This window comes from Rhizobium sp. WW_1 (assembly GCF_003610155.1).
In the GTDB taxonomy this organism is placed as follows: Bacteria; Pseudomonadota; Alphaproteobacteria; order Rhizobiales; family Rhizobiaceae; genus Rhizobium; species Rhizobium tropici_A.
This window is the reverse complement of sequence record NZ_RAIN01000010.1, coordinates 181,451-197,057: the sequence shown is the minus strand read 5'-3', so window position 1 is coordinate 197,057 and position 15,607 is coordinate 181,451. Positions and strand designations below refer to the sequence as shown.

The 15,607-nt window shown below is 59.2% G+C and carries 12 protein-coding genes; 10 read left to right on the top strand and 2 right to left on the bottom strand.

All coding sequences use genetic code 11. The features are described from left to right. Positions 1-20: 20 nt before the first annotated feature. From rseP to lpxB, 7 genes are all read left to right on the top strand, one after another. Positions 21-1,694 carry an RIP metalloprotease RseP gene (rseP, locus tag BJ928_RS26460; protein ID WP_047633290.1) on the top strand — a complete coding sequence of 558 codons (1,674 nt, stop codon included), beginning with the start codon at positions 21-23 and terminating at the stop codon, positions 1,692-1,694. 195 nt (positions 1,695-1,889) lie between these two features. After that, positions 1,890-4,232 carry an outer membrane protein assembly factor BamA gene (gene bamA / locus BJ928_RS26455; protein ID WP_047633291.1) on the top strand — a complete coding sequence of 781 codons (2,343 nt, stop codon included), beginning with the start codon at positions 1,890-1,892 and terminating at the stop codon, positions 4,230-4,232. Positions 4,233-4,283: 51 nt separating this feature from the next. Beyond that, the gene (lpxD, locus tag BJ928_RS26450) at positions 4,284-5,351 is read left to right on the top strand and encodes a UDP-3-O-(3-hydroxymyristoyl)glucosamine N-acyltransferase (protein WP_047633292.1); all 1,068 of its coding nucleotides are present in this window, start codon (positions 4,284-4,286) and stop codon (positions 5,349-5,351) included. Then, complete coding sequence (fabZ, locus tag BJ928_RS26445) at positions 5,344-5,817, top strand: 3-hydroxyacyl-ACP dehydratase FabZ (protein WP_047633293.1); 474 nt, start codon at positions 5,344-5,346, stop codon at positions 5,815-5,817. Before lpxD ends, fabZ begins: the two co-directional genes overlap by 8 nt. Next, positions 5,814-6,629, top strand: a complete 816-nt coding sequence (gene lpxA, locus BJ928_RS26440) for an acyl-ACP--UDP-N-acetylglucosamine O-acyltransferase (RefSeq protein WP_047633294.1) — start codon at positions 5,814-5,816, stop codon at positions 6,627-6,629. Before fabZ ends, lpxA begins: the two co-directional genes overlap by 4 nt. Position 6,630: 1 nt before the next feature. After that, a complete protein-coding gene (locus tag BJ928_RS26435; RefSeq protein WP_047633295.1) occupies positions 6,631-7,512 on the top strand; it encodes an LpxI family protein in 882 nt (293 codons plus the stop codon). Further along, positions 7,509-8,690, top strand: a complete 1,182-nt coding sequence (gene lpxB / locus BJ928_RS26430) for a lipid-A-disaccharide synthase (RefSeq protein WP_047633296.1) — start codon at positions 7,509-7,511, stop codon at positions 8,688-8,690. Before BJ928_RS26435 ends, lpxB begins: the two co-directional genes overlap by 4 nt. 28 nt (positions 8,691-8,718) lie before the next feature. Here lpxB and gltA read toward each other — a convergent pair whose 3' ends face one another. Further along, complete coding sequence (gene gltA / locus BJ928_RS26425; RefSeq protein ID WP_047633297.1) at positions 8,719-10,008, bottom strand: citrate synthase; 1,290 nt, start codon at positions 10,006-10,008, stop codon at positions 8,719-8,721. Between the two features lie 290 nt (positions 10,009-10,298). Between gltA and BJ928_RS26420 the strand changes: the two genes are divergently transcribed. Next, complete coding sequence (locus tag BJ928_RS26420; RefSeq protein WP_082011901.1) at positions 10,299-12,749, top strand: ComEC/Rec2 family competence protein; 2,451 nt, start codon at positions 10,299-10,301, stop codon at positions 12,747-12,749. Here the strand turns inward: BJ928_RS26420 and lexA are convergent. After that, positions 12,730-13,452, bottom strand: coding sequence for a transcriptional repressor LexA (gene lexA, locus BJ928_RS26415; protein WP_047633298.1), 723 nt, complete (start codon positions 13,450-13,452; stop codon positions 12,730-12,732). The genes BJ928_RS26420 and lexA overlap by 20 nt on opposite strands. A gap of 416 nt (positions 13,453-13,868) precedes the next feature. Here lexA and BJ928_RS26410 point away from each other — a divergent pair, with 416 nt between their 5' ends. Beyond that, entirely contained in the window at positions 13,869-14,756 is an 888-nt protein-coding gene (locus tag BJ928_RS26410; protein WP_047633299.1) for a VOC family protein, read from the top strand. Continuing rightward, complete coding sequence (kdsA, locus tag BJ928_RS26405) at positions 14,753-15,592, top strand: 3-deoxy-8-phosphooctulonate synthase (RefSeq protein WP_047633300.1); 840 nt, start codon at positions 14,753-14,755, stop codon at positions 15,590-15,592. The genes BJ928_RS26410 and kdsA overlap by 4 nt, the downstream gene beginning before the upstream one ends. Positions 15,593-15,607: the final 15 nt, after the last annotated feature.

Here is a 15,607-nt window from a genome sequence, read left to right as displayed (position 1 = left end):
AACACGAACAGGATCGTTGCATGGGTAGCGCGGCTGGCTTCATCGGTTTCTTGACGAACAACGTCATCACTTTCGTCTTTGTGCTGTCGTTGCTCGTCTTTGTGCACGAAATGGGCCATTATCTGGTCGGCCGCTGGTCCGGCATTCGCATCATGGCCTTCTCGATCGGCTTCGGGCCGGAGATCGCCGGATTTACCGACAGGCACGGCACGCGCTGGAAGCTTTCCCTCATTCCGCTCGGCGGCTACGTGCGATTCTTCGGCGACGAAGATGCCTCCAGCAAGACCGACGTGGATCAGCTTGCTACGATGACGGAGGAGGAGCGCGCCCAATCTTTTGCCGGGGCCAAGCTCTGGAAGCGGGCGGCAACCGTCGCAGCCGGCCCCATCGCCAATTTCCTGCTCGCCATCGTGATTTTTGCCGTCCTCTTCAGCGTCTATGGCCGCACGGTTGCCGACCCTGTCGTGGCCATGGTGACACGCGACGGCGCTGCCGCGGAAGCCGGTATCGAGCCGGGCGACCGCCTGATTGCCGTCGACGGCAACAAAGTGACGACTTTCGATGAAGTGCAACGCTATGTCGGGCTGCGTCCGGGCCGCACTATCACTCTGACTGTCGACCGCGACGGTCAGAATCGCGATTTTCGTATCGTTCCGAAACTGGTCGAGGACACGGACCAATTCGGCAACAAGATGGAGATGGGCCGCATCGGCATCGCGCTTGTCGACCCTGTCGTAACGACTGTGGAGCCGTCCGGGCCCGCGGCAAAGGCCGGTGTGCAGGCAGGAGACCGCCTGATCGCGGTCGATGGCAACAATGCCGCCACCTATTACGATATCGGTCGCTACATCGCCGAGCATCCGGGCAAGAGCGTCGTGCTGACCATACAGCGCAATGGTGTAATCCGCGATTTCCCGATAGTGCCCGAGACATTGATGGATACCGATGCGTCCGGCAGCAAGAAGGATGTCGGCAGCATAGGCATTGCGCCGATTGATCCGCTTATCGCCTCGATAGGTTCCGACGGTCCTGCTCAGACAGCGGGTCTTGAAGTCGGCGACCGTATTCTTTCTGTGGATGGACGGGAAGTCGGCTCGATCGGCGAGGTACAGCGTTTTGCAGCGGCTCACGCCGACAAGCAGATAACGTTGGCGGTCAGACGCAACGGCCAGACGCGCGACGTGGCGGTGACGCCGAAAAAGTCGGAAGAAACGGATGTCTTCGGCGCTCGGACGGAGATTGCCACGATCGGCATCGGCGACGGTCAGAAGCCGATAAGGCTGCGTTACGAGGCCTATGGGCCGCTGCAGGCGCTTGCCGAAGGCGTAAAGCAGACCGGCAGCATCGTTTCCGGCACCTTCGAATATATCGGCAATGTCATCGGCGGATACATGAAGGCCGATCAGCTTGGAGGGCCGATCAGGGTTGCACAATTGTCTGGGCAGATGGCAACCTTGGGTTTTGCGGCGGTGCTCCAATTCGCCGCCATACTTTCTGTTTCAATAGGGTTATTAAATTTGATGCCGGTGCCGGTACTTGATGGCGGCCATCTGATGTTCTATGCGATTGAAGCCGTAAGGGGAAAACCCTTGGGTGCACGGGCACAGGATATCGCTTTCCGGATCGGATTTGCGATGGTGCTCTCACTCATGGTGTTTGCGACCTGGAACGATATCAGTTCCAGAATAGGCTAGTGGGACACGAGAGGAAATTACGATTTATTTACGATGTTTCAAAGCCGTAGTGGCGAATGGGCCACGCTTTGAAATGAAGTAAACAGAAATTAACGTGCTCCCTTGCTTGTATGTCAAAAGCGGGTAAAACGACACACGTGGCCGGAATCGGGTTCGCTCGAGGCTGGGGACGATTGAAAAAAGGTAAGAAGTGAAATGAAGGCTGGTTCAAAATTTTTGAACGCAGTGTCGGCGGTAGCGCTGTCTGCAGGTGTTGTTGCGTCGGGCGCTGGTGTGATCACCCTTGCCTCTGTTTCAGTCGCGGAAGCAGCTGTCATTCAGCGGGTCGATGTTCGCGGTGCTGGGCGTGTCGGCGAGACGGCTGTCCGGGACAATATCACTATTAAGCCCGGTAAGAGCTTCTCTCCCAGCGATATCGACGCTTCGGTGAAGCAGCTTTATGCCACCGGATATTTCTCCGATGTCCACATCACCGTATCGGGCAGCACGCTGGTCGTATCGGTTCAGGAAAACAAGCTCATCAATGCTGTCGTCTTCAACGGCAACCGCAAGATCAAGGATGACAAGCTTCAGGGCATCATCCAGACCCATGCGGCAGGCCCGTATAACGAGGCGACCGTCCAGGCTGACGTCAAGACCATCAAGGATGCCTATGCATCCATCGGTCGTAACGATGTCCAGGTAACGACGCAGACCGCCGAAGTCGCGCCGGGCCGCCTGAATGTGGCCTTCGTCGTCAACGAGGGCGATCGTACCAAGATCGACAAGATCAATTTCTCGGGCAACCAGGCTTACGGCAGCGGCCGTCTCGCTTCGGTCATCAGCACCAAGAAGAGCAATTTCCTGTCGTTCCTCACGCGTAAGGACGTCTATACGCCCGAGCGTCTGCAGAGCGACCAGGATCAGCTGCGCCAGTTCTACTACAACCATGGTTACGCCGATTTCCGCGTTATCAGCGCCGATGCGACGCTGAATGAGCAGAGCAATGAATACACGCTGAACTTCAATGTCGATGAAGGCCCGCGTTATACCTACGGCGACATCAATGTCATCTCGACGGTCGACGGCATCAATGCCGACGAACTGAAGGGTCTCGTCATCACCCACAAGGGCGATACCTATAGCGCCAAGGATATCCAGACTTCGATCGAGAACATTTCCAAGCGTGTCGCGGCTGCCGGCTATCCGTTCGCCCGCATCACGCCGCGTGGCAATCGTGATCTCACGGGTCATACCATCGGCATCGAATATCTCGTCGATCAGGGCGAGCGCGCCTATGTCGAGCGTATCGAAATCCGCGGCAATACCCGTACGCGTGATTACGTCATTCGCCGCGAGTTCGATCTCAACGAAGGTGATGCCTTCAACCAGGAAATGATCACCCGCGCCAAGCGTCGTCTTGATGCGCTGGGTTATTTCACCAAGGTCGATATCTCGACGGCACAGGGCAGCGCTCCGGACCGCGTCATCGTCATCGTCAACGTCGAAGACCAGCCGACCGGCTCGTTCGGTATCGGTGCCGGTTACGCCGTCGGCAACAATGGTGGTCTGCTGCTGGAGGCTTCGGTCGAAGAAAAGAACTTCCTCGGCCGCGGTCAGTACATCCGTCTTGCTGCAGGTGCCGGTACGGAAGGCAATCGTACCTACAACATCTCGTTCACCGAGCCTTACTTCCTCGGTTATCGTCTTGCTGCAGGTTTCGATATCTTTAAAAACCAGACGTCGAGCGCCGATTACTACGACTATTCGGAGGAAGGCTTCTCGCTGCGCGTCACCGCGCCGATCACCGAGAACCTGGCGACGACCCTGCGCTATAACTACAAGCGCCTGACCTATGACGGCACGAACGATTGGCAGGACAATCTTTCACGCGCCTATGTCAATCTCATTGAGAACGGCCCGTGGGTTCAGTCGACGGTTTCGCAGACCTTCACCTACAACACGCTGGATGACCAGAATCTGCCGCGTGAAGGTATCATCGCCAAGTTCACGCATGAATTTGCGGGTCTCGGCGGCGACTCCAACTTCTACAAGCTGAGCGGCAAGGCCCGTTACTACAAGATGATCAGCGACGAAGCCGATATCATCGGCTCGCTGACGATCGGTGCGGGTTACGTGATGCCGACGGATGGCAGCAAGCTGAACGTCTTTGACCAGTTCACGCTTGGTGGCCGTGAAATCCGCGGCTTCCAGAATGCCGGTATCGGTCCGCGCGTCGGCAATAACGACAACAACCCGCTCGGTGGCACGACCTACTTCACCGCTTCGGCTGAAGCCAGCATGCCGATGCCAGGCATACCGCAGGATATCGGTCTGCGTATCGCAGCATTCGCGGATGCGGGTACGCTCTATGGCAACAAGGCGAATTCCTTCGGCGATGCGGTTTACAACGACAGCTCGATCCGAGCCTCGCTCGGCGCGGGTCTGATTTGGTCGTCGCCGTTCGGTGTCATTCGCGTTGACTATGCTGTGCCGGTTCTCAAGCAGGATTACGACCAGGTTGAGAATTTCCGGTTTGGCATCGCCAACCAGTTCTGATATCGGCAGTCCAGAACTTCGGGCTTGAACACCGTTCTGGAGCTGGTGCTTATGGAACATACTGGTTTTTTTCCGCCCCATGGTGGCGTCAGCTTGAAACAGCTGGCCGAGCATCTTGGGGCGGAGCTTGCTGATGCGGCCTCTTCGGAGGTCGTCATCAGATCTATCGCTCCTGTCTATCGGGCAGGCGACGGCGACATCTGCTATATTCTTTCCCGAAAGAATCGGGCTGAGCTGGAGACGTGCAAGGCTTCGGCCATCATCTGCCTCCCTGCGCTGAAATCTTTCGTCCCCGATCATATTCCGGTGCTTCTGTCGAAGAAGCCGCATACCGATTTCGCTATTGCCGGTGCCTTGCTGCATCCGCAAGCCATGCGACCGGTCGCGTTTACTGCAAATCCGGGTGTGATTTCGCCTGCAGCCACGATTGATGCAACAGCCAAGCTGGAGACCAACGTTGGTGTGGAGCCGGGCGCGATCATCGGTCCGGGCGCGGAGATCGGCGAGGGGACTTATATCGGACCCAATGCCCTGATCGGACCGGGCGTCAAGATCGGGCGCAATTGCAGCATCGGCGGCGGGGCAAGCGTGCTCTGCGCCTATCTCGGCAACAGTGTCATCGTTCATAACGGCGCGCGTATCGGCCAGGACGGTTTCGGTTATGCGCCGGGGCCGCGCGGCATGGTCAAGATCGTGCAGATCGGCCGCGTCATCATTCAGGACAATGTCGAGATCGGCGCCAATACGACGATCGATCGCGGCACTATGGATGATACTGTGATCGGCGAGGGCACCAAGATCGACAATCAGGTTCAGATCGGACATAACGTCCGCATCGGTCGCCACTGTGCGATTGTCAGTCAGGTCGGCATTGCCGGCAGCACCGTAATCGGCGATGGCGTGCAGATCGGTGGCCAGGCGGGTCTGAACGGGCATATCCATATCGGCGACGGCGCGCAGATCGGTGCCAAGAGCGGCGTCATGAACAGCATCCCGGCGGGCGAGCGCTATGCGGGGCTTCCGGCGCGGCCGCTTTGGGATTTTCTAAGGGAATCGGCGGAGATCGCGAAGCGGTCAGGAGCCAGAGACAAGAAAGACGGGAGTGCGGAGCATGACTGAGTTAGCCAAGACGTCACTGTCGTCGGCCGATGTTCTTGAAATTATGAAGTTGTTGCCGCATCGCTATCCCTTCCTGATGGTCGACAAGATCATCGAGATCGATAGCGATAATTCCGCGATCGGCATCAAGAACGTAACGGCGAACGAACCGCAATTCACCGGGCATTTTCCGGAATCGCCGATCATGCCGGGTGTGCTGCTCATCGAGGGTATGGCGCAGACCGCAGGCGCGATCTGCGCCCGCAAGGACGGCATCGGCGGCAATCTCGTCTATTTCATGACGATCGACAATGCCCGCTTCCGCCGGCCGGTCGTTCCGGGCGACCGCGTCGAATTTCACGTCGTGAAGCAAAAGCAGCGCGGCACCATCTGGAAATTCCATTGCGATGCCAAGGTCGACGGCTCTCTGGTCGCTGAGGCCGATATCGGTGCGATGATCGTGAGGAAGGATCAGGAACAGGCATGAGCAGCATTGCAAAGAGCGCCCGCATCCATAAGCTGGCGGTCGTCGAGGATGGGGCTGTCATCGGCGAAGGCGTGACGATAGGACCGTTCTGCTATGTCGGTCCCAAAGTGGTGCTGCACGACAATATTCAACTGCTCAACAATGCCGTCGTGACCGGACGAACCAGCGTCGGCAAGGGAACGAAGATCTTTCCGATGGCCGTTGTCGGCGGCGATCCGCAGAGCGTTCACCACCACGGCGAGGAAACGACGCTCGATATCGGCGAGAATTGCACGATTCGCGAAGGCGTCACGATCAACACCGGCACGGCCGATTACGGCGGCAAGACCATCGTCGGCAACAATAACCTGTTCCTTGCCAACTCGCATGTCGCTCACGATTGCCGCGTCGGCAACAATATCGTCATGTCGAACAACGTCATGCTTGCCGGTCATGTCACGATCGAGGATCGCGCCATCCTCGGCGGCGGCTGCGCCGTGCATCAGTTCACCCGTATCGGTCGTCAGGCCTTCATCGGTGGTCTCACCGCCGCGAGCTACGACGTCATTCCCTACGGCATGCTGAACGGCAATCCGGGCGTACTGTCGGGGCTGAACATCGTCGGCATGTCGCGTGCGGGTATAGACCGTGCTGTCATTCATCGGGTCCGCCGCGCTTACAAGAGCATCTTCGAGAACGAGGGCTCGGTCCGCGATAACGCGGCGGCCATCCGCGAGGAATACGCTGATTGCAAGGAAGTGATGGAAATTCTCGATTTCATCGCTGCCGACAGCGACCGCGCACTCTCGTCGCCCAATCGCGGCAAGGCTTGAGGTGATTTCGGCCGGCCAAAACGAAAGGGGCAGGCTGGCGATCATCGCAGGCAGCGGTCTTTTGCCTGTTTATGTCGCCGATGCTGCCCGCCAGGCCGGCGAAAATCCAGTCATCATTGCTTTGACTGACGAGGCGGATCGCGACTGGTCCGCCTTCGATCACGCCAATCTCGGCGTGGGTAATTTCGCGGGTCTCGAAGCGATGTTCCGTCGTCATGGTGTGGATCGCGTGGTCATGTCGGGCGGCGTTGCGCGACGCCCTTCCTGGCGACAGGTGCGTCCGACCTGGCGCGTTATCAAGGAATTGCCCTCGACCATACGGACGCTCCTTTCGGGCGGTGATAACGCAGTTCTGCAGATGGTCATCCGATTGATCGAGGCTGGTGGCGTCCGTGTTGTCGGCGCTCATGAGATCGCGCCCGATCTGCTGGCGACGACAGGCCCGCTGGGGAAAATCTCGCCTGCGGAAGAGGATCTGCGTGACATAGGGCAAGGCGCCAAGGCCGCGGATGCGCTGGGGCTCCTGGATGTCGGGCAGGGCGCCGTCAGCGTCGGTGGTCGCGTCGTCGCGCTGGAAGGCGCCGAGGGCACGGACAAGATGATCGAACGGGTTGCCGAATTGCGTGCGGCTGGGCGCATATCGACCCGCCGGCGCGGTGTGCTCGTCAAGCTTTGCAAGCCTCAGCAGGACGTCCGCGCCGATCTGCCGTCGATCGGGGTCTCCACCGTGTTGAATGCCAAGAAGGCAGGGCTGGCCGGCGTCGCCGTCGAGGCCGGAAGAGCGCTCATCCTCGATCGCGAGGCCGTGATTACCGCAGCCGACGAGGCCGGCATCTTCGTCTGCGGCATCGACCGGGGCCTGAGCGCGGAGGGCTTCATGTGAGTGGTGTGCCGTTGAAGCTTGCCGTCGTTGCCGGAGAGGTCTCCGGCGATCTTTTGGGCGGCGATCTTGCTGCCGCCTTGAAGCGGCGATACGATGGCCCGGTCGAACTGGTAGGCGTTGGCGGCGAGGCGCTGGAGGCGCAGGGCCTGCATTCGCTCTTCGATTATTCCGAACTCTCCATCATGGGCTTCATCCAGGTCATCAAGCGGCTGCCAAAGCTGCTTGCCCGCATAAGGCAGACGGCCGATGCGATCATTGCCGCAAAGCCCGACGTGCTTCTGATCATCGACAGCCCCGATTTCACCCATCGCGTTGCCAAGCGGGTGCGCAAGGCTCTGCCAAATCTTCCGGTCGTCAATTACGTCTGCCCCAGCGTCTGGGCGTGGAAAGAATATCGCGCACAGCAGATGCTTGCCTATGTCGACCATGTGCTGGCCGTCTTGCCGTTCGAGCCTGGCGCCATGCAGCGCCTGGGTGGTCCGGCGACGACCTATGTCGGCCATCGGCTGACGGTGGACGCCAATCTCGTCGAGGCGCGTCGCCAGCGTGAATTGCGCGGGCTCCCCGACGCTGAAGCGCAGAAGACGATCCTGCTTCTACCCGGTTCGCGTGCATCGGAGATCAGGCATCTTCTTCCGGTTTTTGAGCAGGCTACCGAAGAACTGAGCCGGCGAAATAATAATATGCGGTTTGTACTGCCGACCGTACCGCGCCAGGAAGCGCTGGTTCGCTCCCTGACGGGACACTGGAAGATCAAGCCCGATATCCTCGTCGGCCAGGACGCCAAATGGAGCGCTTTTGCCCAGGCGGATGCGGCCATGGCGGCTTCAGGCACGGTGATCCTGGAACTGGGACTTGCAGGCGTCCCCGTGGTTTCGACCTACAAGACGGAATGGCTGGCAAAATTCGTGCTGTCGCGCATCAAGACTTGGACGGCCGCCTTGCCTAACCTGATCGCGGACTATGCCGTGCTGCCTGAACTCATCAACGACGTTCTGCGGCCGGGCCTGCTGGCGCGCTATATGGAGCGCCTATCGAGCGAAACGACGGAGCGCGCCGCGATGTTGGCGGGCTACGATGTCGTCTGGGAGCGGATGCAGACCGAGGAGCCGCCGGGCGATAAGGCGGCGCAGATTGTTCTGGACGTTCTATCCCATAAAAAAACCGGTCATCTCTGACCGGTTTTTTCGTTTCAGTACCAAAAGCTTAGCGCTTGGAAACAGGCACGTATTCGCGCAACGGAGCACCGGTGTAGAGCTGGCGCGGACGGCCGATACGCTGATGCGGGTCCTCGATCATTTCGTTCCACTGAGCGATCCAGCCGACGGTGCGGGCAAGAGCGAACAGCACGGTGAACATGGTCGTGGGGAAGCCGAGGGCCTTCAGCGTGATGCCGGAGTAGAAGTCGACGTTCGGGTAGAGCTTCTTCTCGATGAAATATTCATCAGTCAGAGCGATGCGTTCCAGTTCGATCGCGATGTCGAGCAGCGGATCGTCCTTGATGCCGAGTTCGCCGAGAACTTCGTGCGCCGTCTTCTGCATGATCTTGGCGCGCGGATCGTAGTTCTTGTAGACGCGGTGGCCAAAGCCCATCAGACGGAACGGATCGTTCTTGTCCTTGGCGCGGCCGATGAATTCCGGAATGCGGTCGACCGTGCCGATTTCGTTCAGCATGTTCAGCGCGGCTTCGTTGGCGCCGCCGTGAGCCGGGCCCCAGAGGCAGGCAATGCCTGCTGCGATACAGGCAAACGGATTGGCACCGGAAGAGCCGGCAAGGCGAACCGTCGAGGTCGAAGCGTTCTGCTCGTGGTCTGCGTGCAGGATGAAGATGCGGTCCATGGCGCGGGCGAGCACCGGATTGACGACATATTCTTCGCACGGAACGGCAAAGCACATGCGCAGGAAATTCGACGCATAGTCGAGGTCGTTCTTCGGATAAACGAAGGGCTGGCCGATATGGTACTTGTAGGCCATGGCGGCGAGCGTCGGCATCTTCGCGATCATGCGCAGGCTAGCGACCATGCGCTGGTGCGGATCGGTGATATCCGTGGAGTCGTGATAGAAGGCGGAGAGCGCGCCGACGCAGCCGCACATGACGGCCATCGGATGCGCGTCGCGGCGGAAGCCGGTGAAGAAGCGCGACATCTGCTCATGCACCATCGTGTGATGGGTGACGCGATGATCGAAGTCCTTCTTCTGGGCTGCCGTCGGCAGTTCGCCGTAGAGAAGGAGGTAGCACACTTCGAGGAAATCGCCGTGTTCGGCCAGCTGGTCGATCGGATAGCCGCGATGCAGCAGGACGCCTTCATCGCCATCAATATAGGTGATGCTGGACTCGCACGACGCAGTCGAGGTGAAGCCAGGATCGTAAGTGAAAGTGGAGGTGTTCTTATAAAGGGCACCAATATCAATGACACTTGGGCCGATGGTTCCGGTCTTGACCGGCAAATCCACCGTCTTTTCACCCCAAGTTAGTTTCGCGCTTTGTTCCGTCATGCTGATCCTCCAAGATTTGGCGGGATTGACGCCATAAAAAGCGCCAAAAGGTTAAGCGACTACCGACTAGCTATATGATCCAGAGCCTAATGCCAAGTTATCCTAATGCCGAATTGTGCAATGCAGTATCAACTTTTGGGCACTGCAGAAGCAGCTTTGATTATGCTACGCGGCGAAACCGGCTCAATTTAGCTCTGCCCATGCCGATTTCGGTTGAATTCACTGTGTGGTGACGGCAAAAATCGCGCGAAAGCTGTGGTTTTGCGTGGGGGCGGCAGCGCGTGCCTAATTTGGAGGCATCCGAGCAGCAAAAGGATGAAGGGGACGATGCTGCGCTCTCGCAGCCTCGCCCTGTTATTGCCACGATTGCCGATCGCACCGAGGCGCGGCGACACAGACGGACTCAAGATCAGACGCGGCTGACGGCCCGGTTGCTGCGACTGTCGAGTCGCATTCGGCTGGGCATCCTGACACTGATCGAAGAGGAGGCTGCCCACGGCCGCGCTATTCTGCTTGCGCCGATCTATATGGGCCTCGGCGCGATCATCTGGTTCAAGGCTGGAAGCGATCCGCCGCCGCAGGCCATTCTTGCGGGCCTGCTGATCTTCGCGGGTGCCCGTCTGCTCATGCGCGAGGCGGGCAGGCTGCTGCGCCACCTGCTTTTCGCCGGAACGCTTCTTTGCTTGGGCATGGCGTTGGCGCAATTCGAAAGCTGGCGGGTTTCCACCATCATGCTCGATTCGGCCGTGACGACGACCGTGATCGGTCAGGTCGAGCGACGGGAATCCTACGACAATGGCCGCTGGCGCTATGTCGTCCGCGTCGAGGCAACGGAAAAGCCGACCATTCGCCGAACGCCGGAGCGGGTGACGATCTTCGTGCGCAAGCAGGCGGAGCCGTTCGCGCTTGGCGATCGTATCCAGGGCAGGGCGCGGCTGACGCCTCCGGCCGGACCAGCCTTGCCCGGCCTCAACGATTTCGCCTTCAGTTCCTACTTCAACGGTATTGGCGCCAATGGTTTTGCCTATGGTACGCCCAAGCTGATATCTCCAGCCGGTGACAATACTGCGGGCTCGCTGATCGATACCGCCGATATCTGGCTTGCCGGCCTGCGCAACGGCATAGGCGACAGGATAAGGCAAACCTTGCCGGGAGATACCGGCGCCTTCGCAGCGGCGCTTGTCACCGATGAGAGACGCGCGATCTCCAAGGATACGACCGAGGCGCTGAGAATTGCCGGTCTGACCCACATCATTGCGATTTCCGGCCTGAACATGGCGCTGTCAGCCGGCATCTTCTACGTTGGCCTGCGCTACCTCTTCAGCCTGTTTCCGGGTGTAGCGCAGGCATGGCCGACCAAGAAATTTGCGGCCTTCGGCGCGCTCCTGACGGTGACGGCCTACTACCTTATCTCCGGTTTTGGCGTATCCGCCGAGCGCGCTTTCATCATGATGGCGATCATGCTCGTGGCCGTGCTCTTCGATCGGCCGTCCCTCAGTCTGCGCAATGTCGCGTTATCGGCGATCGTCATTCTTGTTCTCTCGCCGTCGCAGGTGCTCGGCCCGAGCTTCCAGATGTCCTATGCCGCGACGCTGGCGCTGGTGTCGGGCTACTCGCTGTGGAAGCGGCGGCGGCATCGCGAAAGCGTCCTGCCGAAGATCCGCGTGTTAAGCCCACTGCTGTTCGTCGCGCGTTTCTTCGGAGGGGTGATGTCGACCTCGTTTATCGGTGGCGCATCGACGGCCATCTTCTCGATCGAGCATTTTCACCGGTTGGCGACATATGGTCTTGCCGCCAATCTGGCGGCCATGCCAGTTGTCTCCTTCATCGTCATGCCATTCGGCATGGCGGCAATGATGCTCATGCCACTCGGTCTCGACGGACCTTTCTGGAAGGTGACCGGAGAGGGACTGGAACTCGTCATCGCGATCGCGAAAACCGTCGCCGGCTGGGGCGGCGATATCACCTTCGGCCGTCAGCCCGCCTGGTTGATGCCGACATTCATCGTCGGCTTCCTGGTCATGAGCATATTGCGGACGCGGCTTCGCCACCTTGGCTTCCTCTTGTTGCTTTCGTCCGTTGGTGTGGCAGCATTCGGGAGCGGCGTGCCGAAGCCGGACCTGATGATTTCCGAAGATGGCATGCTGGTGGCGCTGCGGCAGGACGACATTCTCGCTACCAATCGCGAGAGGCCGCAAGCATTCATCTTCGAGCAATGGCAAAAGGCATTGGCCGCGGCAGAGCATCAGCCGCCGACCATGCTTCCGGCCGACAGCAGGCTGCCGCAACTCAGCAAGGCAGATCGCGGCAGGAGGTTAAGCAGCGAAGAACAGAACGTCGTCCGCAAGGCAATGGAGGCAGCGCTCGACCGAACGATGCAGGGAAGCTTCGCCTGCCAGAAAGGCGCATGGTGCGTGGCCATGCTCGACAATGGCGCCTTCTTGATCACTATAGAGAATGCAGCCTATCTGCCGTCAGCCTGCGATACCGCAAACATTGTCGTGACACCAATCCGGTTGCGGCTGGATCGCTGCCGCTCCGGAGCGACGCTCATCACCGGCGCAACATTGCGGCGAACGGGATCGCTCGAAATGGCACTCGACGCAGATAAGCCCAATATCTCCACCGCCTTCGACAATCCGCAGAGACCATGGACCCGGCATCGAACTTACGACTGGCGCACTGGAAAATTCGACGCGCCAGTCATATCGGCATCACCGGTCAGTGATAGCGACGAATAAGGCCGACGAGCTTGCCCTGGACCTTGACGCGATCCGGCCCGAAGATGCGCGTTTCATAGGCGGGATTGGCGGCTTCCAGCGCGATCGAGGCGCCCTTGCGGCGGAAGCGCTTCAGCGTCGCCTCTTCGTCATCGACGAGCGCCACGACGATATCGCCGGGATTGGCCGTCGTCGAATTGCGGATAATGACCGTATCGCCGTCGAAAATTCCGGCATCGATCATCGAATCGCCGCGCACTTCAAGCGCATAATGCTCTCCCGAGCCGAGCATGTCGGCCGGAACGGTAATATCGTGCGTATTGTTCTGGATCGCGGAAATCGGCACGCCGGCGGCGATGCGACCCATGACCGGCACGGACGCCGAACCATTGTGATCGTCATTTGCCACTTTCGGCGGGGCGGGTGGAGCCACAGGCTGAGGCTTGCCGAGACTGCCTTCGATGACGCTCGGTGAAAAGCCACGGCGCGGCTGCAAGCTGGGATTATAGGCATCCGGCAGTTTGATGACTTCGAGCGCTCTCGCCCGGTTCGGCAGCCGGCGGATGAAGCCTCGCTCCTCCAGCGCCGTGATCAGACGGTGAATGCCGGATTTGGAGGCCAGATCCAGTGCGTCCTTCATCTCGTCGAAAGATGGCGGAACACCGGACTCCTTCATGCGTTCGTGAATGAAGAGAAGCAGTTCCTGCTGCTTGCGCGTCAACATCGTCTTGGAACCCCAGAATCAAGAAAAACGGTGAAACAAATCCAGAACGGACACTATATGTTCCATATGTGTTCCGCAAGTACTTAAATTTCGGTAAAGCCTTGTTGCGTCGATTAAATAATTACGACTTGCGAATGGACCGGCTGAAGGGATCAAAGCGTTATATCCACGCTAAACTATCGGAAAATATGGGAAATGCTGTTCTGTCAACTGGCAGCCTTTTGTAATGCGGCCGCTATGTTTAGGATACGAAGCAGTGACATGTGATACTGCTGAAGCTGGCTATGAGGCAGAATCAGTCCTCACGTTTGCGAGATCGTCTTCCGCTGGCGAAGTCCTGAAAAGCTTCGTGTGCCCATCTTGAATTGCGCTAGGGATCGGCGCAAATCTGCTGCCGCAGGCATACAGGAGGAGCCATGACTTCGTCCCCGCATCCGCTGGATCATCTCGTGCTGCCGGCCGTGAACATAGCGCTTGCGCGCGAGCGCCTCGGCAAGCTCGGTTTCACGGTGGCTCCGGAGGCGCGCCATCCTTTCGGCACCGAAAACGCCTGCGTCTTCCTTGCCGACAAGACCTATCTCGAGCCACTCGGCGTGGCGTCTCCGGAACAATGCGAGACGAGTATCGTCGACGGGAATGTCTTCGTCGCCCGTGACCAGGCCTACCGCTTCCGGGTTGGTCAGGATGGCTTCTCGGCTGTGGTGTTCGGCACGGATGATGCCGTTGCTGATGACGAGCGTTTCAGGGCGGCAGCCATTTCGGCGGGGCAAATGCTGGATTTTTCCCGACCTATGAAGATGCCGGACGGAACCGAAACGACGGCCGGCTTTCGTCTCGCTTTTGCTGCCGATCTGCGCGCGCCGGACTTCCTCGCCTTCTGCTGTCAGCGTATCAATGCCTTGCCGGCTGACCGCAGCGTGCTCGAACACCATAAGAATGGCGTGACAGGCATCGCGCGGGTAGCGCTTTGCGCGCCAAAGCCGGCGGCTTATCGCAGCTTCTTTGAAGAGGTTGCTGGCGGCCCGCGGATAATGGAGCATTCGTTCGGCTTGACGGTCAGGGTGGCCAATGCGGATCTGGAGATTTTGACGCCGGAGGGCATGGAGGTATTTTATGATTTGCCGTGTCGCACCAGCGATCCTGGGCTCAGGGCGCGCGCAATCCTTTTCAAAACGCGCGATCTTTCCGTGACATCGTCGCATTTCGCTGCTAACGGCGTCACCTACACGCGTAAGAACAATCGTCTATTGGCAAGGCTGGCGCCCGGTGAGGGCGCACTGTTCGCCTTCGAGGAGATAGTATGAGCACGAATTCCGAAGTGACCGTCGGCGAGGGCGCCTCCAAGGTCCTGTTCTCCAATAACGCCAAGCTTTCGCTGATTGCCGGCCCCTGCCAGATGGAGAGCCGCGACCATGCTTTCATGGTCGCCGGCGTCCTCAAGGAACTTTGCGGCAAACTCGGCATCGACCTCGTCTACAAGTCGTCCTATGATAAGGCCAACCGTACCTCGCTGTCGGGCAAGCGCGGGATCGGCCTCGAAAAATCCATGGAAGTCTTTGCCGATCTGAAAAAGGAATACGGCTTTCCGGTCCTGACTGATATCCACACGGAAGAGCAGTGCGCGATAGTCGCCAAGACGGTCGATATCCTGCAGATCCCGGCTTTCCTCTCGCGCCAGACCGACCTTTTGGTTGCCGCTGCCAAGACCGGCCGCGTCGTCAACGTCAAGAAGGGACAGTTCCTCGCGCCCTGGGACATGAAGAACGTGCTTGCCAAGCTGAACGAGAGCGGCAATCCGAACATTCTTCTTTGCGAGCGCGGCGCCTCCTTCGGCTATAACACGCTTGTTTCCGACATGCGCTCGCTGCCGATCATGGCGGCGATGGGCGCGCCGGTTGTTTTCGATGCGACCCATTCGGTGCAGCAACCCGGCGGCCAGGGCGGCTCAACCGGCGGCGATCGCCGATTCGTCGAGACGCTGGCGCGGGCTGCCGTTGCCGTCGGCGTCGCCGGCCTTTTCGTCGAGACGCATGAAGATCCGGACAATGCGCCGTCCGACGGCCCGAACATGGTTTATCTGAAGGACATGCCGCGGCTTCTGGAGAAGCTGCTCGCCTTCGACGCCATTGCCAAGGCCTGAAAAGTAGCCGGCGTT

What these genes read in the sequence shown, in the direction of transcription:
- lexA (WP_047633298.1), bottom strand. Translation starts at nt 13,452, where the DNA reads ATGTTGACGCGCAAGCAGCAGGAACTGCTTCTCTTCATTCACGAACGC.
- lpxA (WP_047633294.1), top strand. Translation starts at nt 5,814, where the DNA reads ATGAGCAGCATTGCAAAGAGCGCCCGCATCCATAAGCTGGCGGTCGTC.
- kdsA (WP_047633300.1), top strand. Translation starts at nt 14,753, where the DNA reads ATGAGCACGAATTCCGAAGTGACCGTCGGCGAGGGCGCCTCCAAGGTC.
- gltA (WP_047633297.1), bottom strand. Translation starts at nt 10,008, where the DNA reads ATGACGGAACAAAGCGCGAAACTAACTTGGGGTGAAAAGACGGTGGAT.
- rseP (WP_047633290.1), top strand. Translation starts at nt 21, where the DNA reads ATGGGTAGCGCGGCTGGCTTCATCGGTTTCTTGACGAACAACGTCATC.
- lpxD (WP_047633292.1), top strand. Translation starts at nt 4,284, where the DNA reads ATGGAACATACTGGTTTTTTTCCGCCCCATGGTGGCGTCAGCTTGAAA.
- BJ928_RS26410 (WP_047633299.1), top strand. Translation starts at nt 13,869, where the DNA reads ATGACTTCGTCCCCGCATCCGCTGGATCATCTCGTGCTGCCGGCCGTG.
- fabZ (WP_047633293.1), top strand. Translation starts at nt 5,344, where the DNA reads ATGACTGAGTTAGCCAAGACGTCACTGTCGTCGGCCGATGTTCTTGAA.
- bamA (WP_047633291.1), top strand. Translation starts at nt 1,890, where the DNA reads ATGAAGGCTGGTTCAAAATTTTTGAACGCAGTGTCGGCGGTAGCGCTG.